Source organism: Amycolatopsis sp. cg5 (assembly GCF_041346955.1).
Taxonomy (GTDB): domain Bacteria; phylum Actinomycetota; class Actinomycetes; order Mycobacteriales; family Pseudonocardiaceae; genus Amycolatopsis.
Map to the genome: position 1 here is coordinate 8,068,517 of NZ_CP166849.1, position 23,741 is coordinate 8,092,257.

The following is a 23,741-nucleotide window of genomic DNA, read 5'->3' on the forward strand; positions in this document are numbered from 1 at the left end:
AGTGCTTCTGACGATCACCACCACTCACGGGCCCGCGACGGACCTGGGTTTCCTCCTGCACAAACACCCGGAGAAGGCCCAGTCGTTCGCCATCGCGGCCGGCACCGCGCACGTCTTCTACCCGCGGGCCACCGCCGAGCTCTGCACGGCGGCCCTGCTGGTGGAGGTCGACCCGATCGAGCTGGTGCGGGGTGGCGCGACCACGCTGACCCAGTACGTGAACGACCGGCCCTACGCCAGCGGTTCGCACCTGGCGGTGGCGCTGCGCGCGGTGTTCGCCACGGCGATGTCGGGCCGCTGCGATCTGCGGCCCGGCCTCGCCGAGCAGGCGATCCCGCTGACGATCCGGGTGCCGTCGCTGACCGCGCGCGGTGGCGCGGACCTGGTGCACCGGCTGTTCGAGCCGCTGGGCTGGACGGTCGAGACCACGCCCGTCGCGCTGGACGCGGCGTTCCCGGACTGGGGCGACTCGCGCTATGTCGACATGTCGATCACCGGCACGGTCCGGCTGGCCGACGCGCTCAAGCACCTTTACGTGCTGCTGCCCGCGCTCGACGGCGACAAGCACTACTTCGTCGGCCAGGACGAGGCGGACAAGCTGCTGAAGGTCGGCGAAGGCTGGCTCGGCGAGCACCCGGAACGCGAGCTGATCGCGAACCGGTACCTGGAGCGCCGCCGTCCCTATGTCCGGTACGCGCTGGAGCAGCTCGCCGAAGCGGACGACATCCCCGCCGAAGCCGAGCCCAAGGTCACCGAGGCGCCCGAACAGCGTCAGCCGCTCGCGGCGCTGCGCCAGGGCAGTGTCCTCGCGGCGCTGCGCGCGGCCGGCGCGCAGCGCGTGCTCGACCTCGGCTGTGGTGGCGGCGCGCTGCTGCGCGTGCTGATGGACGACCCGTCGTTCACCGAGATCGTCGGGCTGGACGTCTCGTCGAGCGCGCTCGGTTCGGCCGAGCGGCGGCTGAAGCTGGACCGGCTCCCCGAGTTCCAGCGCGCGCGGATCACGCTGCGGCAGTCGGCGCTGACCTACGCCGACCCCTCGCTCGCCGGGTACGACGCGGCGGTGCTGATGGAGGTCATCGAGCACGTCGACGAGGAGCGGCTGCCCGCGCTGGAGCACGCCGTGTTCGCGGTCGCGCGGTCGCGCACGGTCGTCGTCACGACGCCGAACTCCGAGTACAACACGCACTTCGAGTTCTTGCCGGAGCACAGTTTCCGGCACGACGATCACCGGTTCGAGTGGACGCGCGCGCAGTTCCGCGAGTGGGCAGGAGGTGTCGCCTCGCGGTGCGCCTACGACGTCCGCTTCCTGCCGGTCGGACAGGAAGACCAAGTTTCAGGACCGCCGACCCAAATGGCGGTCTTCACCGTTCGAGAGGAGGTGGCGGCGTGAAGCTGACCATTCCCGACATGTCCCTCATCGTGCTCGTCGGCGCCTCCGGCTCCGGCAAGTCGACGTTCGCGCGCATCCATTTCAAGCCGACGCAGGTGCTCTCCAGCGACACCTTCCGCGGGCTGGTCTCCGACGACGAGAACGACCAGTCGGCGTCGGCCGACGCGTTCGACGCTCTGCACTACGTCGCGGCGAAGCGGCTCGCGGCCGGGCGTGTGACGGTCGTCGACGCGACCAACGTGCAGAAGCCGTCGCGGGCGAGCCTGCTCAAGCTGGCCAAGGAACACGACGTGCTCCCGACCGCGATCGTGCTGGACCTGCCCGAGCGGGTTTGCCTGGCGCGCAACGAAGAGCGGGCCGACCGCGCCTTCGGCGATCACGTGATCCGGCGCCAGCGCAACGACCTGCGCCGGTCGCTGAAGTTCCTGCAGAAGGAGGGCTTCCGGCGCGTCCACGTGCTGCGCACCGAAGAAGAGGTGGCCGAAGCGGAGATCGTCATCGAGCCGCTGCTGAACGACCGGCGCGACGTCACCGGCCCGTTCGACGTGATCGGTGACGTGCACGGCTGCCGCGAGGAACTCGAAGAGCTGCTCGCGGTGCTCGGCTACGTCAGTGGACCGGACGGCCTGGCACACCCCGAAGGCCGGGTCGCGCTGTTCGTCGGCGACCTGGTCGACCGCGGCCCCGACACGCCCGGTGTGCTGCGCCTGGTGATGGACATGGCCGCGAGCGGCAGCGCGATGGTCGTCTGCGGCAACCACGAACAGAAGCTCGTCCGCGCGCTGCAGGGCAAGAAGGTGACCGTGCGGCACGGGCTCGCCGAGTCGCTGGAGCAGCTCGCCGCGCAGGACGAGGAGTTCCGCGCGAAGGCGACCGCGTTCTGCGACGGCTTGGTGGCGCACTACGTGCTCGACGGCGGCAAGCTCGTCGTGGCGCACGCGGGCCTGCCCGAGCGGTTCCACGGCCGCGCGTCAGGGCGGGTGCGCAGCACCGCGCTGTACGGCGACACGACCGGCGAGACCGACGAGTACGGCCTGCCCGTCCGGCTGCCGTGGGCCCGCGACTACCGGGGCGCCGCGACCGTCCTCTATGGACACACGCCGACGCTGGACGCCGAGTGGGTCAACAACACCATGTGCCTGGACACCGGCTGTGTGTTCGGCGGCAAGCTGACCGCGTTGCGTTACCCCGAGCGCGAAGTCGTCTCCGTCAAGGCCAAGAAGGTCTGGTACGAGCCGACGAAGCCGCTCGGCCCCAGCACGCCCACGCGCGCCCACGCCGTGCTGGAACTCGGTGACGTCACGGGCAAGCGGATCGTGCAGACCGTGCACCACGGCCGGGTCGGCGTGTCCGCCGAGCAGTCGGCGGCCGCGCTCGAGGTGATGAGCCGGTTCGCGCTCGACCCCCGCTGGCTGCTCTACCTGCCCCCGACCATGGCGCCGAGTTCGACGTCGGCGCAGGACGGCTACCTCGAGCACCCGGAGGAGGCGTTCGCCGAATTCCGGGCGGCCGGCGTGCAGTCCGTGGTGTGCGAGGAAAAGCACATGGGTTCGCGAGCCGTCGTGCTGGTGTGCCGCGACGAGACGGTCGCGCCCGCGCGCTTCGGGATCGACGGCGGCGGCGCCGTCTACACCCGCACCGGGCGCCCGTTCTTCACGCCGGAGCAGAACACCCGGCTGCTGGACCGTGTCCGCGCGGCCGTCGGCACGGCAGGCCTGTGGGAGGAACTGGACTCGAACTGGCTGCTGTTCGACGCCGAGCTGCTGCCATGGAGCGTCAAGGCGGGCTCGCTGATCGCCGACCAGTACGCGTCGGTCGGCGCGGCCGCCCAGGCCGTGCTGCCCGCCGCCGTCACCGCACTGGCGGCCGCGGCCGAGCGCGGCATCGACGTCACCGCGCTGCTCGACCGCACCCGCCTGCGCTCGGCGGACGCGGACGCCTACCGCGACGCCTACCGGCGCTACTGCTGGCCGACCGACGGTCTCGACGGCGTCCAGCTGGCCCCGTTCCAGCTGCTCGCCTCGGAAAAGGCCGCGCACCAGGAGCGCCCACACGCCTGGCACCTCGCATTGGCCGCCCGGCTCGCGGAAGCGGATGGCGACCTGTTCAGGCTGACCGGCACCCGCCTGGTCGACACCACGGACACGGCCTCGGTCAGCGAAGGCACCCGCTGGTGGCTCGACCTGACCGAGGCCGGCGGTGAGGGCATGGTCGTGAAGCCCGCGGCCAACCTGACCCGCGGCGCCCGCGGCCTGGTGCAGCCGGGCGTGAAGGTCCGCGGCCGCGAGTACCTGCGCATCATCTACGGCCCCGACTACACCCTCGAGGAGAACCTGACCCGCCTCCGCAAGCGCGGCCTCAACCGCAAGCGCTCCCTCGCGCTGCGCGAGTACGCGCTCGGCATCGAAGCACTGGACCGCGCCGCCCGGGGCGAACCCCTGTGGCGCGTCCACGAGTGCGTCTTCGCGGTGCTGGCCATGGAGTCCGACCCCGTCGACCCCCGCCTCTAGCACAGGGGTCGTGAGTGGTACGGCCGGTTCTAACCGGCAAAAACACTCACGACCCCCGATGGCTAGGGCGAGCAGCGGAGCTGAGCGGCGGCCCAGTCCGCGTGGTCCCAGGCGTTTCCGTTGCCGCCGTCGGTCACCCGCAAGCTCAAGGTGCGGACGCCGGTGACGTCGACGGCGACTTCGGTCGCCTTCGTGCCGCCCGCGATCGGGGCCGAGGCGAAGCGGCGCCGGCCGTCGCCGTGGACCTCGAAGGTGACGAGGCCTTGGCCATTCGTCTCGTCGTCGATGCCGACCGACGCGGTGAACGAGGTGCAGCGGCCGCCCAGGTAGACGTCCACAGTGGACTCCGCGTGGGCGCCGACGCCGGTCGGGTAGGTGATGCCCGCGATGCGCATCGGGGCGCCGTCGCCGCCGGAGCTCTCGCCGTTGCTCTGGTCGCGTTCGACCGGGCCCCAGCCGTTCTGGGCCGTCACGAACTCCAGTTTCGACACCGCGACGTCACCGCGCGGCGCCGGGGGCATGCCGGTGAACTGGAGACTCGCGGTGGCCGTCACCTTTCCGCTGGAGACCTCGGCGGTGACCGGGCGGCTGCCGCCGGGTGAGTCGGGGCTTCGGGTGACGGTGACGGGCACCGAGGCCGAAGCGCCCGGCGCGATGCGGCCGAGTGTGCCCGTGACTGTCGCGGTCCAGCCTTGCGGTGCCTGGGTCCGCGCGACCGGGTTGTCGAGCGGGGCCTGGCAGGAGTTGGTGACCGTCAACGTGGCCGTCGCCGTGCCGCCCGCTTCGATCGTGTCGGACGGGGCCGACAGGCGGGCGTCGGGGACGCACACGAACGGGCCGGACGGTTTGCCGTCGCGGATCTCGGCGCGCGAGAGCGGCCGCAGCGTGACCGAATAGGCGTACTCGCCGTCGGGGCGGGTGCGGTACTCGGGCAGTGGCGGGTGAAATGTTTCGCTGACGCCGCTGACCTCGTTGCTCACGTGGAGCGTGTTCCAGCCGGGATTACGTTGCAACGCGAACGGGTACGCGGCGCGTTCGAGGTCGTCGTACGGACTGACCGCCACTTGCAGGTCACCCGAGACCATCAGGCCGCCGGTGCGGCCGTCGGTGAGGGTGGCCCAGCGGACGTCGCCGTGGTTGCCGTAGTCCTGCGGGCGATAGTAATCGACGTACTGTCCGTCCACTGTGGACGAATAAACGCCGATCGGGCTGCCTTCGGCGCGGTCGTTGTAGTTCTCGGCCGGGCCGCGGCCGTAGTAGCTGAAGCGCTGGAACTCCGCCGGTGTCCGCAATGAGAAGCCAACTCGTGGCAGGTACGGCACGCCGCGCACGTCGCCCTGCGGGTCGACGCGATGCTGGAGACGCACCTCGCCGTTGCCGGACACGCGATACGTCATCGTCTGCGCCAGCGAAGCGCCGGGCACCGCGGACGCGGATGACCTCACCGTCACCGAGACCTCGTCGCGGCCCGGCTCGATCTTGACGTCCGAGACGCTGGTGACCAGCCGATCGAGACCTGTCTTGCGCCACGACGCGTCTTCCGAATACATCTCGTTCGCGACCGGCGCGCGCCACACGTCCAATGCGGGGCCGCCCTTGAGCAGTTCCGTGCCACGGACGCGCATCGACGTCAGCGTGCCCTTCTCGAAGCGGTACTGGAAGTCCTTTCCGGACACCACCGCCGTGTCGCCGGTCTGCTTGACGTCCAACGCGCCGCCCGGTTCCGGGGACGCGACGCCCGCGATCTGCTTCCCGTTGACGAACTGTCCAAACGCGACAACGGAACCGGCGGAAGCCCAAGCGGTGGCGGACTTCTGGACCGCCTGGAAAGTCACCGTGCGTTCGATGTCGTTCGGGTTCGGCGGGAGCGCGGGGTGGCGCACGACGGCGGTTTCCCCCGCCGCGAGACGCAGCGGCAGCTCTCCGCTCGCGATCACGCGTCCTGCTTCCTCCGCCTTCCAGCGGAACCGCAGATCGTCGCTGCCCGCGAACGCGCGCTCGTTGGTCACCTTGACGCCGTCGGGGGTTTCGGCGAACCGGATCGGCGCGTGCACCCAGGCCAGCTGCGCGGTTTCGGGCTGCAGTGACCGTTCCGGGCCGACGACGCCGTCGACACCGCCCATCCCGGAACCATAGGACAGATACGTGCCACGGTCGTCGACGCGATCGAAATCCAAGGCCAGCAGCGCGTTCGACTTCGGGTCGGCGGCGAGTTCGGCCGGAGTCAACGCCCGGTGATACACGCGGACGTCGTCGAGCACGCCGTGTGCCATGCGCGTGGTCGACCATTCCTGCATCGAGTCGGCGTTGCGGCCGATGTTGACCGGGAAGTGTTCGCGGCCGATCGTGCCCGCCCAGTCGGCCGACGCGACGACGGCGCCGTCGAGCAGCAGCCGCACGGTCTTGCCGTCGAAGGTGCCCGAGACGCGATGCCAGTTGTCGTACCAGTCGGCGGGCACGGCCGCACGCGCGGCGTGCCCAGCTACAGAAAACTCCAGCGTCTTCGCGTCAGCCATGCGCAGCGAGTACTGATTTCCCTTGGCCAGCACCGTGAAATCGCCGGTCCAGGCGGCAGGCTTCACCCAGGCGTCGGCGGTCAGCGCGGTCGACACCTCGTCCAGCCGCCGGTCGCGGTAGACCTCCACGAAGTCGTCGAGACCGGACAGCGACAGCGCCTTGCCACGATGACCGTCCACTGAGGACGGCATACCGGTCAGCCAGGCGAGAATTCCGCTCGGTGACGAGTCCGGCGTGGTGCGCAGCGGGAGGCGGATGTTCTGCTCCGCCCAGTCCCAGATGAACCCGCCCTGCGCGGAGGGGTTGCGCCGGATGACGTCCCAGAACTCGCGGAACCCGCCGAGGCTGTTGCCCTGCGCGTGCTCGTACTCGCCCATGATGATCGGCTTCGTGGTCGTCTTCACCGCTTCTTCGAGCCCAGGACGGCCGTCGCCGGACTTGAACGGCGTCGAGTAGCGGGGGCCCGCGATGTCGGCGAACGGCGCGTCACCGTCCGGCCAGTTCGACTGGTGATACAGCGGGCGGCTCGGCTCGTTCTTGCGCGTCCAGTCGGCCATCGCGAAGTGCGCCTTGCCGAGTCCGGCCTCGTTTCCGGTGTCCCACAGGAAAACGCTCGGGTGGTTCTTGTCGCGCTCGACCATCGCGATGTAGCGGTCCATGAACGCGGCCTGCCACTCCGGGCGCTCGGCGAGACAGTCGTCGGGACAGCTCTCATGGTGATGCGTCTCGATGTCGACCTCGTCGTCGATCCACATCCCGTGCCGGTCGGCCATGTCGTACAGCGACGGGTCGCTCGGATAGTGCGAGGTGCGGATGGCGTTGACGTTGAGCTGCTTCATCAGCTTGACGTCTTGCCAAGTCTCTTCGCGCGTCACATGCCTGCCACCGCGCGCGCTCGTTTCGGCGCGGTTGACACCTTTGACAAGGATTCGCTTGCCGTTGACCAGCATCTGCTTGTCACGGATCTCGATCTTGCGGAACCCGGCGGGCTGACTGGTCACCTGGCTGACCTGGCCGTTCGGATCGAGCAGTTCGACGACCACGGTGTAGAGGTTGGGCGTTTCGTCGGACCTTTTGGCCGGATGAGGCACGGGCGCGCTCAGCTTCGCGGTCTCGCCGGCCACGTCCGCGGTCGTGCTCACCACGGGCCTGCCCGCGGCGTCGTGCAACGTCGCTCGCACGCGGTAAGCACCTGCGTCCGCGCGACGCAGCTCGACGTCGACGCCGAGCGTGCCGTCGCGGTACGCCGCGTCCAGGTCGGCGCGGACGCCGATGTCCTGCACGAAGGTGCGCGGCGTCGAGTAGACGTTCACCGAGCGGAAGATGCCCGCGAACCGCCACTGGTCGTAGTCCTCCAGGTGCGCGCCGGAGGACCAGCGGTGCACCTGCACGGCGATCGTGTTGCGCCCCGGGTGCAGCTTGTCGGTGATCTCGAACTCGGCAGGCGAATAGCCGCCCTGGTCGTAGCCCGCGTACTTGCCGTTGACCCACACGAAGTAGCCGCTGGTCACCCCCTCGAATCGGAGGAATTCGCGACGGCCTTGCCAGTCGGCGGGCAGGTCGAAGCCGCGCACGTAGGCGCCGGTCGGGTTCACGTCGTGCGGCACGGCCGGCGGCTTGTCCGGCCACATCTCGGTGGGGATGTTGCGGAAGATCGGGTGATCGAGGCCGTCGGTCTGCCAGGTGTGCGGCACCGAGACCGTGCGCCACCCGGACGTGTCGTAGCCCTCGGCGAAGAATCCCGCGGGCACCTGCTCCGGCCGGTCGGACATGTGGATGCGCCACGCGCCGTCCAGCGACCGGGTCCAGCGCCCCGCGCTGACATCGTTGTCGGCGGCCAGCGCTTGACGGGTGTCGTCGTACTGACGAAGTCCCGCGTGATGAGGCTCTTGACCCTCGCCCACCATCTGCGGGTTTTCGAGGTAGCTGTGGACGTCGCCCGGCGGGCCGGCGGCGGCGACCGGCGGGAGCACGGGGACGGCGGCGATCAGGATCGCGGAAAGTACGGGCAGGGACCATCGGCGGCGCATGGACGAACCTCGATTCCCACAGTGTCACCACGTTCGCACGCTCAGTAAGCGCACAAAAAGCGACGTTAGGGAACCGAACCGCGCAGAATCAATGATCGATCAGCGTTCTGTCCGGTTTCCGACAGGGTTGATGACCCTGTTGGCCGATCAAGCCTTGTGGTCGGTCTTCTCGGAAGACGCCGAAGACTCCGCAGTCTCGTCAGAGGTCTCTTCCGGCTTGTCGAAGCTTTCCGGCACCCGCTTGAGGTGCTTCGTCATCGACCGCACCAAGAACGCGACGGCGATGAGGAACAGGATCAGCACCAGCAGCCCGACCGGTGACGACTTCCCGAAGTCCTCGCCCTGCCCGCCCTTGTCGCCGTCCGGCTGCTGCTGGGTGAACACCAGCGCGGCCGAGGTCAGCGGCAGGACGGCGAAGGACGGCAACGCGACACTCATGTGCCCACCTTCTCCCTGATTCCGGCGAACAGATCATCCTCCGGCAGTGTGCTGTCCACCAGTGAGCGGACCAGTTCGTACTCCTCGGTCGGCCAGGTCGCGCGCTGGATGTCGCGCGGCACGGCGAACCAGCGGCTCTCCGGGTCGATCTGCGTGGCGTGCGCCTTGAGCGCCTCGTCACGCGCCTCGAAGAAGTCGGCGCATTCGACGCGGGTGGTCACGCGCTCCATGACGTCGGCCTTGTCCGGGTCCCACTTCTCCAGCCACTCCGCGTACGGCGACTCGATGCCCGCCGCGGTGAGCGCCTCGTGGAAGGCGACCATTCTGGCCCGCGAGAAGCCGTGGATGTAGTAGAGCTTCAGCGCCTGCCACGGGTCGCCGGCGCCGGGGAAGCGGTCCGGCTCGGCGGCGGCGTCGAACGCGGCCATCGAGATCTCGTGGGTGCGGATGTGGTCGGGGTGCGGATAGCCGCCGTTCTCGTCATAGGTGAGGATGACGTGCGGGCGGAACTCGCGGATCGCGCGGACCAGCGCCTCGGTGGACTCCTCGAGCGGCACGACCGCGAACGAGCCTTCCGGGACCGGGGGCAGCGGGTCGCCCTCGGGCAGGCCGGAGTCGACGAACCCGAGCCACTTGTGCTGCACGCCGAGGATCTTGGCGGCGCGCGCCATCTCCTCGCGGCGGATCTCGGTCATGTTGGCGAGCACTTCCGGGCGGTCCATCGCCGGGTTCAGCACGCTGCCGGCCTCGCCACCGGTGCAGGTGACGACCAGCACCTCGTGGCCCTCGGCGGCGTACTTCGCCATGGTGGCGGCGCCCTTGCTCGACTCGTCGTCCGGGTGTGCGTGCACGGCCATCAGGCGCAACTTCAGGTCAGTTCCCACCACGGCGCAAACGACCCCTTCTCCTCAGGTATTCCTGGACCCCCATGGGGCGCCCGCCCGGACCCGCGCGGATACTCGGGGCAGACGTTTCAGGTCCATTGTCCTCATCAGTACGACAACTTCGATCGGAGGCCCTGGTTGGGCGCCGAAACAGCCGTCCCGGCCCGGCCGGAGGGCCGCTACGGGCCCACGCCCGGCGCGAGCCGCCGCCCGTGGACGCGCTGGCTGTTCGGGATCATCGCGCTGGTGGTCAGCCTGGGCGCGGCGTTCGTCGCCTACCTGAACTTCGGCACGGCCCCGATCGACGCCCAGCGGATCGGTTTCTCGATCAAACCGGACAACGCGATCGAAATCGTCATGGATGTCACACGAGACGACCCCGGCAGGCCCGCCGTGTGCATCGTGCGCGCCCGCGACCTGAGCGGGGCGGAGAGCGGGCGGCGGGAGATCCTGATTTCACCGGGCGGCGGGACCATGCGGCTCAGTACCATCATCCGCAGTGTCGGCGAGCCCGTCACGGCGGATATTTTCGGCTGCTCATACGACGTACCACGCTACCTGTCAACCTCATAGCGGCCAACGGGGTGAAACGCGCGCTCAACGCCTGAGAACAGGCCAATGGAGCGGCGTCGGACAGTCGCGTCGTGTTATCCTGATCTACCGGCACGGCCCACGACGGGCCGTGTTTTTCCTTTATCTCAGCCACGCGTGCAAGCCATGCGCGCGTGGAGGCCGGCTTGTATACCCAAGCCTGGCAGGCCCAACGAGGAGATGGTGACCGTGAGCGACACCAAGGTGACCTGGCTGACTCAGGATGCCTACAACAGGCTCAAGCACGAGCTCGACGAGCTCATCGAGCAACGTCCGGTCATCGCAGCGAAGATCAACGACAGCCGGGAAGAGGGCGACCTCAAGGAGAACGGTGGCTACCACGCCGCCCGTGAGGAGCAGGGCCAGCACGAGGCCCGGATCCGCCACCTCCAGGAACTCCTGCGCGCGGCCAAGGTGGGCGAAGCGCCCGCCAACGACGGCATCGCCGAGCCCGGCAAGATCCTGACCGTCCGCTACGAAGGTGACGACGAAGACGAGCAGTTCCTGCTCGCCACCCGCGAAGAGGGAGCTCAGGGCGAGCTGGACGTCTACTCGCCCGAGTCGCCGCTCGGCAAGGCGCTGCACGGCGCCAAGGAGGGTGAGACCCGCGAGTACGCACTGCCCAACGGGAGCCTGCAGAAGGTGACGCTGGTCAAGGCGGTGCCCTACACCGGCAACTGAGTCCGGTGACCAAACCTGCGATGCCCGGCCATGGTCTTCCATGGCCGGGCTTGCATGTGTATGGGTTAGGCACAGGCCGAAAGCAGAGCCGATCGTGCATATGTATGGCTAATCTGCTGGGGTGAACCTCCCCATCTGCGCCACCTGCGGGATGCAGTACGCCGCGCCGCGGGCCGACTGCCCCATCTGCGAAGACGAACGTCAGTGGGTGCCCGGGTCCGGGCAGCAATGGACCGACCTCGAGACGCTTCGCGCCGGCGAGTACCGGGTCCGCGCCGAAGAAGAAGGCGAAGGCGTGCTCGGCCTCGGCGCCGAGCCGCGGTTCGCGATCGGCGAGCGCGCGCTGCTGGTCGAGGCCGAGGGCGGCAACTTCCTCTGGGACTGCTTCGCCTACCTCGACGACGACGTGGTCGCCAAGGTGACCGAACTCGGCGGAATCACCGGCATCGCGATCAGCCACCCGCACTACTACACGACCATGGTCGAGTGGGCGCACACCTTCGACGTGCCCGTCTACCTGCACGAGAACGACCGCCAGTGGATCGGCAGGCCCGACCCGAAGCTCGAGCTGTGGAGCGGGAGCAAGCTCGACGTCGCGCCGGGGCTGACGCTGCTCAACCTCGGCGTGCACTTCGCGGGCGGGACGGTCATGCACTGGGACCGTGGCGCGCTGTTCAGCGGCGACATCGTGCAGGTCATCCCCGACCGCTCGCACGTCGCGTTCATGTACAGCTACCCGAACTACATCCCGGAACGCCCGGAGATCGTCCGGCGTGCCGCCGAGCTGCTGGAACCGTACGAGTACGAGCAGATCTACGGCGCCTGGTGGGGCGCGGTCGTGCGCTCGGACGGCGCCGCGATCGTGCAGAAGTCGGCGCAGCGCTACCTCAAGCACGTCCTCTGAGGCCAAAGGGCTCGTGAGCGTCGCGGGCGGTTCTATTTGAGGAAACCCAAAGGTGGCGCGTCGGGCAGCAGGTCGGGGAGCGAGGGATGTGCGAGTGGTGACTCTGCTGCATCTAGCGGAGCAGAGTTACCACTCGCGGATAGCCGGGGGCTGTGGTGTGCGGGATAAAGCCCGCTTTACTCCGCGAGAGTCATGAATGTTTCAGGTGCCAGGGCTGAAGCGAGGGGACCCCTCGGGCGTGTCACGCCAACTGTGTAGGTCGGGGGTGTACCAAGATCGACCGGCCTGGTGGGCGGTCGGAAGGGACACCGAGTGACGCAGAACACATCGCCTCGTCGCAGTGACGAGGCGGCGGCGCGGCAGCTGGCGGAGACGTTCTCGCCGGAGACGATCGACGCGCTGCTGAAGGACGCCAAAGCGGCCGGAACGCCGATCGACGGCGTCAACGGCTTGCTGAATCAAATGACCAAAGCGGTCCTCGAGCGGGCGCTGCAGGCCGAGATGACCGACCATTTAGGCTATGACGCCGGCGACCCCTCCGGTCGCGGTTCCGGCAATTCCCGAAATGGGAAGTCGACCAAGACGGTGTCGACGATGAACGGTCCGGTCGATATCGAGGTTCCGCGTGACCGGAACGGGTCTTTTGAACCCGCGATCGTGCCGAAGCGATCTCGTCGGATCGGCAACATCGACGACATGATCCTGTCACTGTACTCCCGGGGCATGACCACCCGCGACATCGAAGCGCATTTGCTGGAAGTTTATGGCGTGAATGCCTCCCGGGAATTGATATCGAACGTGACCGATGTCGTGGTCGACGAGATCAAAGCGTGGCAATCACGTCCGCTCGACGAGGTGTATCCGATCCTGTATGTGGATGGAATCCGGATCCGCGTCAAAGACAACGGCGTGGTGACCACCAAAGTCGCCTACCTGGCCATCGGTGTCGACGTGGACGGCCGCAAGCACGCTCTCGGCTGCTGGATCCAGGACACCGAGGCCGCGAAGTTCTGGCAGAAGGTCGTCACCGACCTGCGCAACCGTGGCGTCAAAGACATCCTCATCGCCTGCTGCGACGGCCTGACCGGTCTTCCCGACGCGATCAAAGTGATCTTTCCTGACACGGTCGTGCAGACCTGCGTGGTCCACGTCATCCGCAACGCCTCGAAATTCGTGTCCTACAACGACCGCAAAAAGATCGCCACATCGATGCGCGAGATCTACTGCGCCCCCACCGTCGAAGGCGCCGAACTCGCCCTGGCCGAATTCGACAAGAAATGGGGGCAACAATATCCAGGAGCCATCGACGTGTGGCATAACGCCTGGAATGACCTCATCCCGTTCCTTGACTACCCGCCGGAACTCCGCAAAATCGTCTACACCACCAATGCTATCGAATCCATCAACTTCCAACTCCGCAAAATCACCAAGAACCGCGGACACTTCCCCGACAAAGACGCAGCCATGAAACTTCTCTACCTCGGACTCCGCAACATCTCCAGTCAACGCGGCGGAACATCCGGAACGGGAACACACGGCTGGAAAGTCGCACTCAACACCCTAGCCCGCCTCTTCCCAGGAAGGCTCCCTTTCTGATAACCTGAAAAACGTAAGTAATCACCTCTGACTTACACAGAAATCGTGACAGGCTCGACCCCTCAGTGCGTATGTCGCACCCAGGGGTCCCCTCGCTCGCGGGTGCGACCGGCGCCTTCGCGACCACACGAACGAACGTGTCCGAACACCAACACACCACATTCGCCCTTCCCCTCAATAACCGGCGAAAACACGCAAGACCCCTTCCTCGCTGCCTCGCCCGTGTCCGGTCGTGGTGAACCGCCCCGGGTTTGATGGAGGCTCCATCGTGTGAGTGAGGATGGAGTTATGGCCCGGTCTTCGAGGCATCCGCGTGAGGTGCGTGAGCGCGCGGTTGCGCTGGTGTTTGAGCAGGTAGAGCAGTATTCGTCGCAGTGGGAGGCGATCACGTCGATCGCAGCGAAGGTCGGGGTGTCGGCGGAGAGCCTGCGCCGGTGGGTGCGGCAGGCTGAGACCGATCAGGGGGCGCGGTCGGGTGTGACGACCGAGGAGGAGCAGCGGATCCGGGAGTTGGAGCGGGAGAATCGTGAGTTGCGGCGGGCGAACGAGATTCTGAAGGCGGCGTCGGCTTTCTTCGCGAGGGAGCTCGACCCTCGACCGCCACGCTCGTAACGTTCATCACGGAATATAGGGACCGGTTCGGAGTCGAGCCGATCTGTGCCGTGCTGACCGAGTTCGGGATCAAGATCGCTCCGTCCACTTATTATGCCGCCCTCTCTCGCCCGGTATCGGCGAGGGAAGTTCGCGACGAGGAACTGAAAAAGGAAATCCGACGTGTGTATGACGATAATTATCGGGTGTATGGTGCCCGGAAAATATGGTGGCAGCTGAACCGTGAGGGCGTCGCCGTCGGGCGGGGCCGGGTGGAGCGGCTCATGCGCGCGCTGGGCCTGGCCGGCGCGGTCCGGGGAAGACGGTGCGCACGACGGTGTCCGATCCTGATGGTGTCCGCGCCGCGGACCTGGTGAGACGCCAGTTCGCCGCCGGTGCGCCGAATCGGTTGTGGGTAGCGGACTTCACCTACGTCGCGACCTGGGCGGGCGCGGTCTACGTCGCGTTCGCCATTGACGTGTTCTCCCGCAAGATCGTCGGCTGGCGCGTGAGTATGTCCAAGGAAACCGATCTGGTGCTCGACGCTATCGAGCAGGGGTTGCGGCATAGGGACTACCGGTGGAGCGAGGGGCAAGAAAAGTTGATTCACCATTCCGACGCCGGAAGTCAATATACTTCTTTCCGGTTCACGCAGCATCTTATCGATTCGGGTATCGACGCGTCGATCGGCACAGTTGGCGACGCTCTGGACAACGCACTCGCGGAATCTGCCATCGGTCTTTATAAAACCGAGTTGATTAAACCGAACGGGCCGTGGCACAATAAACAAGAAGTCGACGTCGCCACCGCAGCGTGGGTCGAGTGGTACAACAACCAGCGACTCCATGGAGCGTGCGGCGGCCGACCACCCGTCGAGTTCGAGACCCTGTACGAGTCAGGTGACCTGATCAGCCTGGTCGCCTGACCCCAACAACGAGTCTCTACCGAACCCGGGGCGGTTCATGGTCTGGCGTGGGTGAGGGCCTACTTCGACCGTATATATGGGTGAGGGAGGCCCTCACCCACTCGGCTCGGGTGAAGTAGGCCCTCACCCATGCCGACCGTGGATGAAGGCTCCCTTCATACCTGGGTCTCGCATCTGGGTGAGTGCGGTTTGCGTCGTCCAAGGCCGCAAACCGCACTCACCCGCCTCGAACGACCCCAGTCACTGGACAAGCGGGTTGACTGTGTGGGAAATGAGGCGTTCAACGCATTTCCCACACAGCCACCCCGGCCTCGGCCGCGGCCGAGCAAACCAGACGCGCCACCTTTGACCTTCCGCTCAAGAACCGGCCGGAACACTCACGAGCCTTTTGCCGTGCGCTCCAAGAGGGGGCGGACGCGGGGCGGGACCGGGGTCGAGAGCGCGATGGACGTCGAGGTGCGCAGGACGTCGGGGACGCTGACGACCTCGTCGATCACGCGCTGGAGGTCGTCGTGGGTGCGGGCGACCATGCGGACGAAGAGGTCGCCCTGGCCGGTGGTCGCGTGGACCTCGCAGACCTCCTCGATCGCGGACAGCGCGGCCGACACCTCGCCCCGGCGGCCCTGCGCGATTTCGAGTACCGCGAACGCGGTGAGGCCGTAGCCCATCGCGGCGAGGTCGAGGTCCGGCGGGAAGCCCGTCAGCACGCCGCGCTCGGTGAGGCGGTCGAGGCGGGCTTGGACGGTTCCGCGCGCGACGCCGAGCCTTCGCGCACATTCGAGCACACCCAAGCGGGGTGAATCGGTGAGCAGGAGCAGGATGCGCGCGTCGAGCGCGTCCAGTTCGGGCATACGCAGATTGTCCACTATGACAGCGTTACCCCCAACCAGACTGGGCAGATTGTCCAGTGAAATCGACGGCCATTGCCCATCTTGACCGGTGGTCCCATCCTTCGGGTATGACGCACACACTCGATCCCGCCAGCGAAAGCGCCGCCGTTCTCGACGACGTCAGCTACGACCAGCTGCGTCAGCTCGTCGGACTCGTCGATCACGACGAGTCGCGTGACCCGTTCCCCGTCAAGGCGATGGACGCGGTCGTGTTCGTCGCGGGCAACGCCACCCAGACCGCGTGGTTCTACCAGGTCGCCTTCGGCATGCGGCTCGTCGCGTACTCGGGCCCCGAGACCGGCCACTTCGACCGCAAGTCGTACGTGCTGAAGTCCGGCTCCGCGCGCTTCGTGATCAGCGGCGGCGTGCGCCCCGACTCCCCGCTGCTCGACCACCACCGCCGCCACGGCGACGGCGTCACCGACCTGGCGCTCGAGGTGGCCGACGTCGACAAGTGCGTCGAGCACGCCCGCTCGCAGGGCGCGACCATCCTCGAGGAGCCGCACGACGTCTCCGACGAGCACGGCACCGTCCGCATGGCCGCGATCGCCACCTACGGCGAGACGCGCCACTCGCTGATCGACCGGTCGCGCTACACCGGCATCTACCTGCCCGGCTACGAGCCGCGCGAGAGCTCGATCAAGCGTCCCGAGGGCGCGCCGAAGCGGCTGTTCCAGGCGATCGACCACTGCGTCGGCAACGTCGAGCTCGGCAAGATGGACTACTGGGTCGACTGGTACCACCGTGTCATGGGCTTCGTGAACATGGCGGAGTTCGTCGGCGACGACATCGCGACCGACTACTCGGCGCTGATGAGCAAGGTCGTCTCCAACGGCAACCACCGCGTCAAGTTCCCGCTCAACGAGCCCGCGATCGCGAAGAAGAAGTCGCAGATCGACGAGTACCTCGAGTTCTACGGCGGCGCCGGCTGCCAGCACATCGCGCTGGCGACCAACGACATCATCGCCACGGTCAACGCCATGCGCGCCGCGGGCATCGAGTTCCTGGAGACGCCCGACTCCTACTACGACGACCCCGAGCTGCGTGCCCGCATCGGCGAGGTGCGGGTGCCGATCGAGGTGCTCAAGGAGCACCGCATCCTGGTCGACCGCGACGAGGATGGGTACCTGCTGCAGATCTTCACGAAGCCGATCGGCGACCGGCCGACCGTGTTCTACGAGATGATCGAGCGCCACGGCTCGCTCGGCTTCGGCAAGGGCAACTTCAAGGCGTTGTTCCAGGCGATCGAGCGCGAGCAGGAACGCCGCGGCAACCTCTAGATCACCTGGTAACCCGCGGCCTGGAGCGCCGTCGCGACTTCTTCGCAGTGCTCCGGGCCGCGGGTTTCCAATGCCAGCGAGATGTCCACTTCGCCGATCGCCAGCGCGCCCGAGATCCGGGAATGCTCGACGTCGATCACGTTGACGCCCATGGAACTCACCCGCGACAGCACCGCGACCAGTGACCCCGGCCGGTCCGGAACACGCAGGCGGAGCTTGAGATAACGGCCGCCGTCGGTCATACCGCGCTGGATGATCTGCAGCAGCAGCAACGGATCCACGTTCCCGCCGGACAGGATCGCCACGATCGGCGGCGTGAACGCGCTGGGGTGCTGCATCAACGCCGCCACCACGGCGGCGCCCGCCGGTTCGACGACCAGTTTGCGGCGCTCCAGGCACAGCAACACCGCGCGGGACAACGACTCCTCGGTCACCGTGACGACTTCGTCGACCAGATCGGCGACGTGCGCGTAGCTGACCTTGCCCGGCTCACCGACCGCGATGCCGTCGGCCATGGTGTGCATTTCCTTGAGCCGGATGGGTTTCCCGGCCGCCAGCGACGCCGGATAGGCCGCGGCGTCCTGCGCCTGGACGCCGACCACGCGCACACCGGGCCGCGTCGACTTGACCGCCGCAGCGACACCGCCGACCAGCCCGCCGCCGCCAGTCGCGACGAGGATCGTCTCGACGTCGGGCACCTGCTCCAGAATCTCCAGGCCGACGGTGCCCTGCCCGGCGATGATGTCCACGTGGTCGAAGGGGTGGATGAAGACCGCGCCGGTGCGCTCGCCGAACGCGATGGCCTCGGCGAGCGTCTCCTCCAGCACGGCGCCGTGCAGGTGGACGTCGGCGCCGTAGCCCTTGGTCGCGGCCAGTTTCGGCAGCGGCGCGCGCTCGGGCATGAACACCGTCGACTTGGCGCCGAGCAAGGAGGACGCCAGCGCGACACCCTGCGCGTGGTTGCCCGCGCTCGCCGCGACGACGCCGCGCGCACGCTCCTCTTCGGACAGTCCGTGGATGCGGGTGTAGGCGCCTCTGATCTTGAACGAACCGGTGCGCTGGAGGTTTTCGCACTTCAGGTACACCGCGCCACCGTGCAGGCTCCGCAGGTCGCTGGCGTGTTCCATCGGCGTTATCCGGGTCACTCCCTCGAGCAGCTTCCTGGCTCGAAGGATCTGTTCGACGCTGACCAGTCGCATGGGGCGGATCATGCCATTTCACAGGCTCCTCACATAACAAGGAAGTGAGGTCCGGGTATCCTTGGCTACGGCAACAATCGGTGATCCGGGAGTGACGAATGGCACGGGGGAACGAAACGGGCGTACTGCGCCGGCTGCGCGCGACCCGTTCGGCCAGTGTCGTTCCCCTGGTCGCGGCGCTCGCCTCGGCGATCGCGCTGACCGGCGCCGCGGTGTACACCGTCGACCACGCGACCTGCGGGGTTCCGGCCCAGTACATCCGCCACGACAACCATGTCGAGCTGGTCGGCGGCTGCGTCGACGGCTCCGAGATCGACGCACCGGTCCACCCCGCGCCCGCCGAGGAAGCCTCCGGCGACTACAGCCGCTAGACGAGGCGAAGGCCCCTTTTCGCCTGGCGAAAAGGGGCCTTCGTCTGTCAGGTCTGGTTGAGGGAAACCCAAATGTGGCGTGCTCGTGGACTCGGCCTGGGTGCGGGCCTGGGGTCGTGAGTGTTGCGGGCGGTTCTAGCGGACCGGCACTTGGCTACCTACCACCCGAGTCTCAGTGCGAGTGGAAGGTTTGCTCCGTTGGGTGCAGAAATTCTTCCACTCGCTTGGGCTCGTCGACCGTGACACGTGACAAGGGTCGCCCTTGCAACGCTCTGGGTGACAAGGGCCGCGCTTGTCACCCCAAGCCCGGGGTCGTGAGTGTTTTGACCGGTTCTAACCGGCCGTACCACTCACGACCCCCATGACCCTTGCCCTCAAGAACCGAGCGCTGAGCGCAGGTCCGCGACCAGGTCGCGGCCGTCTTCGATGCCGACCGAGAGGCGCAGCAGGTTCGACGGGACCTCCAGCGTGGAGCCCTCGGTGCTCGCGTGGGTCATCTTGCCCGGGTGCTCGATCAGCGACTCGATGCCACCGAGCGACTCGGCGAGGATGAACAGCTTCGTCCGCGCGGCGACGTCCAGCGCGGCCTGCTCACCGTCGACGTGGGTGAACGAGACCATGCCGCCGAACCGGCGCATCTGCTTGGCGGCGATCTCGTGCCCGGCGTGGTCGGTCAGGCCCGGGTAGTAGACCGTGGCGACCTTCGGGTGCGCGGCCAGCATTTCGACGATCCGCTCGGCGTTGTCGCTGTGCCGGTCCATGCGCAGCGCCAGCGTCTTCATGCCGCGCAGGGTGAGCCACGCGTCGAACGGGCCAGGCACGGCGCCCGCGGCGTTGCGGATGAAGAACAGCTCCTCGCGCAGCTCGTCCTCGTTGATCACCACGGCGCCGCCGACGACGTCGGAGTGCCCGCCGATGTACTTGGTGGTCGAGTGCAGCACGATGTCCGCGCCCAGCGCGAGCGGGTTCTGCAGGTACGGCGTGGCGAAGGTGTTGTCGATGACCAGCCGCGCGCCGGCGCCGTGCGCGACGCCGCCGAGCGCCGCGATGTCGGCGATGCCGAGCATCGGGTTGCTGGGCGTCTCGCACCAGATCAGCTTGGTCTCCGGCCGGATCGCGGCCCTGACCTCGTCGATCTTGGACAGGTCGGCGACCGTGTGCTCGACGCCCCAGAGGCTGAGCACCTTGTCGATCAGCCGGAACGTGCCGCCGTACGCGTCGTTGCCGAGCACCAGGTGGTCACCGGGGCGCAGCACGGTGCGCAGCACGGCGTCGGTCGCGGCCATGCCGGAGGCGAACGCGAGCGCGTGGCGTGCGCCTTCGAGCGCGGCCAATGCCTCTTCGAGCGCGCTGCGGGTCGGGTTCGCGGTGCGCGAGTACTCGAAGCCGCCCTCGCGGAGCCCGCCGACGCCGTCCTGGGCGTACGTCGAAGTCTGGTAAATCGGCACGATCACCGCGCCCGTCCTCGGATCGGGCGCCTGACCGGCGTGGATGGCGCGCGTTTCGAAACCGAGCGCCGAGAAGTCATCGACCATACGGACCAGCGTACGGCCCGTTGCCCACGATCCCGACAGGTGGGATGACTACCAGTGCCGCTGGTTCCCGGGGTAGGGCGGCTGCTGGAGCGAATAGCCGGGAACGCCGAACGGCGGCGCGGGGAACACCGGCAGCGGCGCGAGCCAGCGCGCGGTCGAGTTCAGCGAGGCGAGCACGACCGTGGCGACGGCGGGCAGCGCGGCGAGGATCATGACGAACGCCGCGGGCATGATCCCGTGCGCGTAGACGCCGACCGCGCCGAACACGATCGCGGTCGCGTACACCGCGATCGCCAGCCCCGCGCCGATGATCACGTTGAGCCTGCCTGCCGGTTTGCGCAGGAAGATCATGATCCCGCCGCCGATCAGCAGCCCGGCGAGCAGCGGGTTCACCCCGACCGAGATCACGATGGACATCACGCTGACGAAGCTGCCGAGGTTCAGCGCGCCCGCGATGGCGCCGACCAGGTGCACGACGCCGCCGAGGATGGCCAGCACGGCCGCGGTGATCGCGGTGCCGCCGCTCGGCGCGGGCGCGGGCGGCTGCTGCGCCGGGTACTGCTGGCCGGGGTGCTGGGGTCCGGGGTACTGCTGGCCCTGATAAGGCTGATAGGTCATCGCCCGCTCACCACTGTCCCGGCGGCGGATAACCGCCCTGCTGCGGCGGCGGTCCCTGCTGCGGGTAGCCCTGTTGTGGATAGCCCTGCTGAGGCGGGTAACCCTGCTGCGGATAGCCGGGGTGCGGCGGATAGCCCGGCGGCTGCTGGCCGTACCCCATCGGACGGTGCTTCATCGCGTACATGGCCTTGGCGTAGGCCGCCGTGCCCGGCAGCACCGCGAAGATCGCCGCCACGACGCCGACGATCAGCCCGAACCCGTACGCGGCGTTCCACGCGCCTCGGCCGGTGAAGATCCCTTCCAGGTAGAGGCCGTACGGAAAGCTGTAGAACGCGGGCTTGAGCAGCACCACGATCTCCCACACCGCGACGCCGCCCATGATCAGGAACGCGCCTGCCACCCGGTACGTGAGCAGCATGATCACGCCGGCCAATGCCACACCCGTGCAGATCAGCTCGACGAACCAGAGCGCGATGGCGCTGCCCGGCATCACAGACAGGTCCTCGATCGCGGGGACCACCCCGCCTCCCGCGAGCAGCACGAACGCCGCCGCCGCGATGCCCGCCACCGTGTGGGTCGCCGCGCCCGGCGGTTTGCCTTGCGGCGCACCGTACTGCTGCGGCGGATACGGATATCCCATCTCTCCCCCTCCGGTTGATCACCAGCCCTGGGGATTGTATGCCGGGGGCTGTCCGTGGACCCCAGGCGCCGACGGGCGGTGGCGCAGGTATTTGACCGTCGGCGGGAGCACGGCGAGCAGCAGCACGATCGGCGCGCCGATCACCGCGGCCGCGCGGACGATCTCGTCGATGTCGCCGAAGCTGAACACCGCTTCGAAGTAGCGGCCGAACCCGATGTGCAGCGAGGCTTCCAGCAGTATCGCGGTGATGGCCAGCAGCGAGCCGAGTATCAGCAGGATGGCGCCCGCGAACGCGCGGAAGAACGCCATCAGCGAACCGAGCAGCAGGCTCAAGGCCGCCACGAGCGCGACGGCGAGGTAGATCAGCGCCCTGGTGGGTAAGTCACCGATGCTGAAACCGGACGGCAGCGAGATGAAGACCTGGATCGGCACGTACGCGACGACACCGGCGACGAGTAGGCCCAGCAGTCCCGCGAGCACGGCCGTGGCCCCGCTCGGGCGGCGTGGCGAAGCAGGTGGTCCCTGCTGCTGCGCGTAACCATAGGGACCGGTCACAACTCCCCCATCGGGCGACAAGAAGACGGTGAGCGCCCACCCTAACCCTCAGAACGGCCCAGCGGACTGGGAAAACCTCATCACGACGAAAAAGTGATGCCCCGGTCGCGAGGCGACCGGGGCATCACTTTCGGTGATCAACTTACCACTGCTGGGGCGGCTGCCCGTACTGGCCGGGCTGCTGCGGCGGCTGACCGGGCTGCCCGAACTGGCCGGGCTGGCCGAACTGACCCGGCTGGCCGGGCTGCTGGGGCTGGCCGTACGGCTGCTGCCCGAACTGGCCGGGCTGCTGCGGCGGCTGACCCGGCTGACCGAACGGCTGCTGCGGCTGCCCGTACTGCGGCTGCTGGAAGCCACCGCTGGCCGGGTTCTGCCCACCGGGCTGGCCGAAGCCGCCGCTGGGCGGGTTGAACCCACCAGGCTGACCGAACTGCTGCTGGGGCTGACCGAACTGGCCAGGCTGGCCGAAGCCACCGCTCGGCGGGCCGCCGAAACCACCGGGTGCGCCACCGAGCGCCGAACCGGAGCCGATGCCGACGAACTGCTGCGTGGCCGGGATGAGCCCGAGCGCGCCGACCGCGCCGATCAGCAGACCGAAGATCAGGGTCATCACGGCCCTGGTCAGGCTGCCGAGGTCGGCGAGCAGGATGATCGAGAAGAGCAGCAGCGCACCGCCGGAGCCGACGATGACCCAAGTGGCGAGCTTGTTCTTCAGGAACAGGAGCACACCGCCGCCGATCGCGGCGATGCTGCCGATCAGCAGGATGGTGATGTAGATGTAGGCGCGGGTGGGAGCTCCGCCCGCCGCCTCGCTGGCCCGCTCGGCCGCGGCCTCACAGGTCGACTTGGGCACGCCGTTGGCGACGCACTGGTCGACCAGGCTGCTGGTGCTGCCGCCGCCCATGTCACCGAAGACGGTGATCATCAGGATCGCGCCGATCAGGCCGAGCAGCGCCACGACACCGGCGGCGATCATGCCGAACAGCGCGTTCTGGTTGCCCGCGGCGCCGCCCGGGGGCGGGCCGAAGCCGGGAGGCGGGCCGCCGAAGCCCGGCTGCGGCTGGCCGAAGCCACCCTGGCCCTGCGACGGGTCGAAGCCCTGCTGCGGCGGCGGGAAACCGCCGGGCTGGCCACCGAAGGCGCCCGGGTTCTGCCCGTAGCCGCCGTAGGCACCGGCCGCCGGGTTGTCCGCCGCGCTCGGCGGCGGGGCGTACGGGATCGCGGCGGGCGGCTGCGAGCCGGGCGGGACCAGCTGGGTCGACTCGCCGGGAGCCTCACCACCGCCGACCGGGTTCACCATCTGCGTGGCGTTCGGGTCGCCGACCGGGGGCACCACCTGGGTGGCGCCGGCGTCACCGGGACGCTGCGGCTGGACCACCTGGGTCGGCTCCGGGCTGTCGCCGAACATGCCGCCTCCCTGTGGCTGGCCCGGCTGCACGACCTGGGTCGGCTCCGGCGAACCGAAGGGATTGTCTTGCTGCGGCTGGGGACCACTCGGCGGGCCCTGCTGTGGCTGGCCGCCACCCCAAGGCTGGTTCGGTGGCTGCGGAGCACTCATGTGGGACTTCCCCCTTGACGAGGACCTGAAAGTTCTGC

At 68.2% G+C, this 23,741-nt stretch carries 18 protein-coding genes, 1 pseudogene and 1 other annotated feature; of the genes and pseudogenes, 9 read left to right on the forward strand and 10 right to left on the reverse strand.

All coding sequences use genetic code 11. From position 1 onward, the window contains the following. Nucleotide 1 precedes the first annotated feature (1 nt). Together AB5J62_RS36440 and AB5J62_RS36445 are read left to right on the forward strand one after the other, a co-directional pair. The gene (locus AB5J62_RS36440; protein WP_370944578.1) at nucleotides 2–1,390 is read left to right on the forward strand and encodes a 3' terminal RNA ribose 2'-O-methyltransferase Hen1; all 1,389 of its coding nucleotides are present in this window, start codon (nucleotides 2–4) and stop codon (nucleotides 1,388–1,390) included. Further along, a complete protein-coding gene (locus tag AB5J62_RS36445; protein ID WP_370944579.1) occupies nucleotides 1,387–3,900 on the forward strand; it encodes a polynucleotide kinase-phosphatase in 2,514 nt (837 codons plus the stop codon). The genes AB5J62_RS36440 and AB5J62_RS36445 overlap by 4 nt, the downstream gene beginning before the upstream one ends. A gap of 62 nt (nucleotides 3,901–3,962) precedes the next feature. Here AB5J62_RS36445 and AB5J62_RS36450 read toward each other — a convergent pair whose 3' ends face one another. The 3 genes from AB5J62_RS36450 to mca all read right to left on the reverse strand — a co-directional run bounded on the left by AB5J62_RS36450 (nucleotide 3,963) and on the right by mca (nucleotide 9,742). After that, on the reverse strand, nucleotides 3,963–8,447 hold the full coding sequence (locus AB5J62_RS36450; protein ID WP_370944580.1) for a glycoside hydrolase family 2 TIM barrel-domain containing protein: 4,485 nt from the start codon (nucleotides 8,445–8,447) through the stop codon (nucleotides 3,963–3,965). 147 nt (nucleotides 8,448–8,594) lie between these two features. Next, the gene (locus tag AB5J62_RS36455; RefSeq protein WP_370944581.1) at nucleotides 8,595–8,885 is read right to left on the reverse strand and encodes a hypothetical protein; all 291 of its coding nucleotides are present in this window, start codon (nucleotides 8,883–8,885) and stop codon (nucleotides 8,595–8,597) included. Further along, nucleotides 8,882–9,742: a mycothiol conjugate amidase Mca gene (gene mca, locus AB5J62_RS36460; protein WP_370944583.1), complete on the reverse strand. Its 861-nt coding sequence runs from the start codon at nucleotides 9,740–9,742 to the stop codon at nucleotides 8,882–8,884. The genes AB5J62_RS36455 and mca overlap by 4 nt, the downstream gene beginning before the upstream one ends. A gap of 165 nt (nucleotides 9,743–9,907) precedes the next feature. On the opposite strand from mca, the gene AB5J62_RS36465 reads away from it, so the two are divergent. The 5 genes and pseudogenes from AB5J62_RS36465 to AB5J62_RS36485 all read left to right on the forward strand — a co-directional run bounded on the left by AB5J62_RS36465 (nucleotide 9,908) and on the right by AB5J62_RS36485 (nucleotide 15,057). Further along, the gene (locus AB5J62_RS36465) at nucleotides 9,908–10,342 is read left to right on the forward strand and encodes a DUF4307 domain-containing protein (RefSeq protein ID WP_370944584.1); all 435 of its coding nucleotides are present in this window, start codon (nucleotides 9,908–9,910) and stop codon (nucleotides 10,340–10,342) included. 198 nt (nucleotides 10,343–10,540) lie between these two features. Further along, entirely contained in the window at nucleotides 10,541–11,041 is a 501-nt protein-coding gene (gene greA / locus AB5J62_RS36470) for a transcription elongation factor GreA (protein WP_091289931.1), read from the forward strand. Between the two features lie 151 nt (nucleotides 11,042–11,192). After that, nucleotides 11,193–11,945, forward strand: a complete 753-nt coding sequence (locus tag AB5J62_RS36475; RefSeq protein WP_370950431.1) for an MBL fold metallo-hydrolase — start codon at nucleotides 11,193–11,195, stop codon at nucleotides 11,943–11,945. A gap of 363 nt (nucleotides 11,946–12,308) precedes the next feature. Beyond that, nucleotides 12,309–13,541, forward strand: a complete 1,233-nt coding sequence (locus AB5J62_RS36480; protein WP_370950159.1) for an IS256 family transposase — start codon at nucleotides 12,309–12,311, stop codon at nucleotides 13,539–13,541. Nucleotides 13,542–13,829: 288 nt separating this feature from the next. Next, nucleotides 13,830–15,057, forward strand: a pseudogene (locus AB5J62_RS36485) (IS3 family transposase). Then, nucleotides 14,108–14,236: a sequence feature (AL1L pseudoknot), on the forward strand. It overlaps the preceding pseudogene by 129 nt. A gap of 377 nt (nucleotides 15,058–15,434) precedes the next feature. On the opposite strand, the gene AB5J62_RS36490 reads toward AB5J62_RS36485, so the two are convergent. Next, nucleotides 15,435–15,908 (reverse strand): Lrp/AsnC family transcriptional regulator, encoded by a 474-nt coding sequence (locus AB5J62_RS36490; RefSeq protein ID WP_370944585.1) that lies wholly within the window; start codon nucleotides 15,906–15,908, stop codon nucleotides 15,435–15,437. Nucleotides 15,909–16,015: 107 nt separating this feature from the next. On the opposite strand from AB5J62_RS36490, the gene hppD reads away from it, so the two are divergent. Further along, nucleotides 16,016–17,227 carry a 4-hydroxyphenylpyruvate dioxygenase gene (hppD, locus tag AB5J62_RS36495; RefSeq protein ID WP_370944586.1) on the forward strand — a complete coding sequence of 404 codons (1,212 nt, stop codon included), beginning with the start codon at nucleotides 16,016–16,018 and terminating at the stop codon, nucleotides 17,225–17,227. On the opposite strand, the gene ilvA is transcribed toward hppD, so the two are convergent. Further along, on the reverse strand, nucleotides 17,224–18,426 hold the full coding sequence (gene ilvA, locus AB5J62_RS36500) for a threonine ammonia-lyase (RefSeq protein ID WP_370944587.1): 1,203 nt from the start codon (nucleotides 18,424–18,426) through the stop codon (nucleotides 17,224–17,226). The genes hppD and ilvA overlap by 4 nt on opposite strands. 98 nt (nucleotides 18,427–18,524) lie before the next feature. Here ilvA and AB5J62_RS36505 point away from each other — a divergent pair, with 98 nt between their 5' ends. Further along, entirely contained in the window at nucleotides 18,525–18,797 is a 273-nt protein-coding gene (locus tag AB5J62_RS36505) for a hypothetical protein (RefSeq protein ID WP_370944589.1), read from the forward strand. 374 nt (nucleotides 18,798–19,171) lie between these two features. Here AB5J62_RS36505 and AB5J62_RS36510 read toward each other — a convergent pair whose 3' ends face one another. The 5 genes from AB5J62_RS36510 to AB5J62_RS36530 form a co-directional block, all read right to left on the reverse strand. Next, on the reverse strand, nucleotides 19,172–20,332 hold the full coding sequence (locus AB5J62_RS36510) for a cystathionine gamma-synthase (RefSeq protein WP_370944590.1): 1,161 nt from the start codon (nucleotides 20,330–20,332) through the stop codon (nucleotides 19,172–19,174). A gap of 48 nt (nucleotides 20,333–20,380) precedes the next feature. Beyond that, nucleotides 20,381–20,950 (reverse strand): hypothetical protein, encoded by a 570-nt coding sequence (locus AB5J62_RS36515; RefSeq protein ID WP_370944591.1) that lies wholly within the window; start codon nucleotides 20,948–20,950, stop codon nucleotides 20,381–20,383. 7 nt (nucleotides 20,951–20,957) lie between these two features. After that, nucleotides 20,958–21,590, reverse strand: a complete 633-nt coding sequence (locus AB5J62_RS36520; protein WP_370944592.1) for a hypothetical protein — start codon at nucleotides 21,588–21,590, stop codon at nucleotides 20,958–20,960. Between the two features lie 18 nt (nucleotides 21,591–21,608). Beyond that, nucleotides 21,609–22,145 carry a hypothetical protein gene (locus AB5J62_RS36525; RefSeq protein ID WP_370944593.1) on the reverse strand — a complete coding sequence of 179 codons (537 nt, stop codon included), beginning with the start codon at nucleotides 22,143–22,145 and terminating at the stop codon, nucleotides 21,609–21,611. A 142-nt stretch (nucleotides 22,146–22,287) separates the two neighbouring features. Continuing rightward, the gene (locus AB5J62_RS36530) at nucleotides 22,288–23,703 is read right to left on the reverse strand and encodes a hypothetical protein (protein WP_370944594.1); all 1,416 of its coding nucleotides are present in this window, start codon (nucleotides 23,701–23,703) and stop codon (nucleotides 22,288–22,290) included. Between the last annotated feature and the right edge of the window lie 38 nt (nucleotides 23,704–23,741).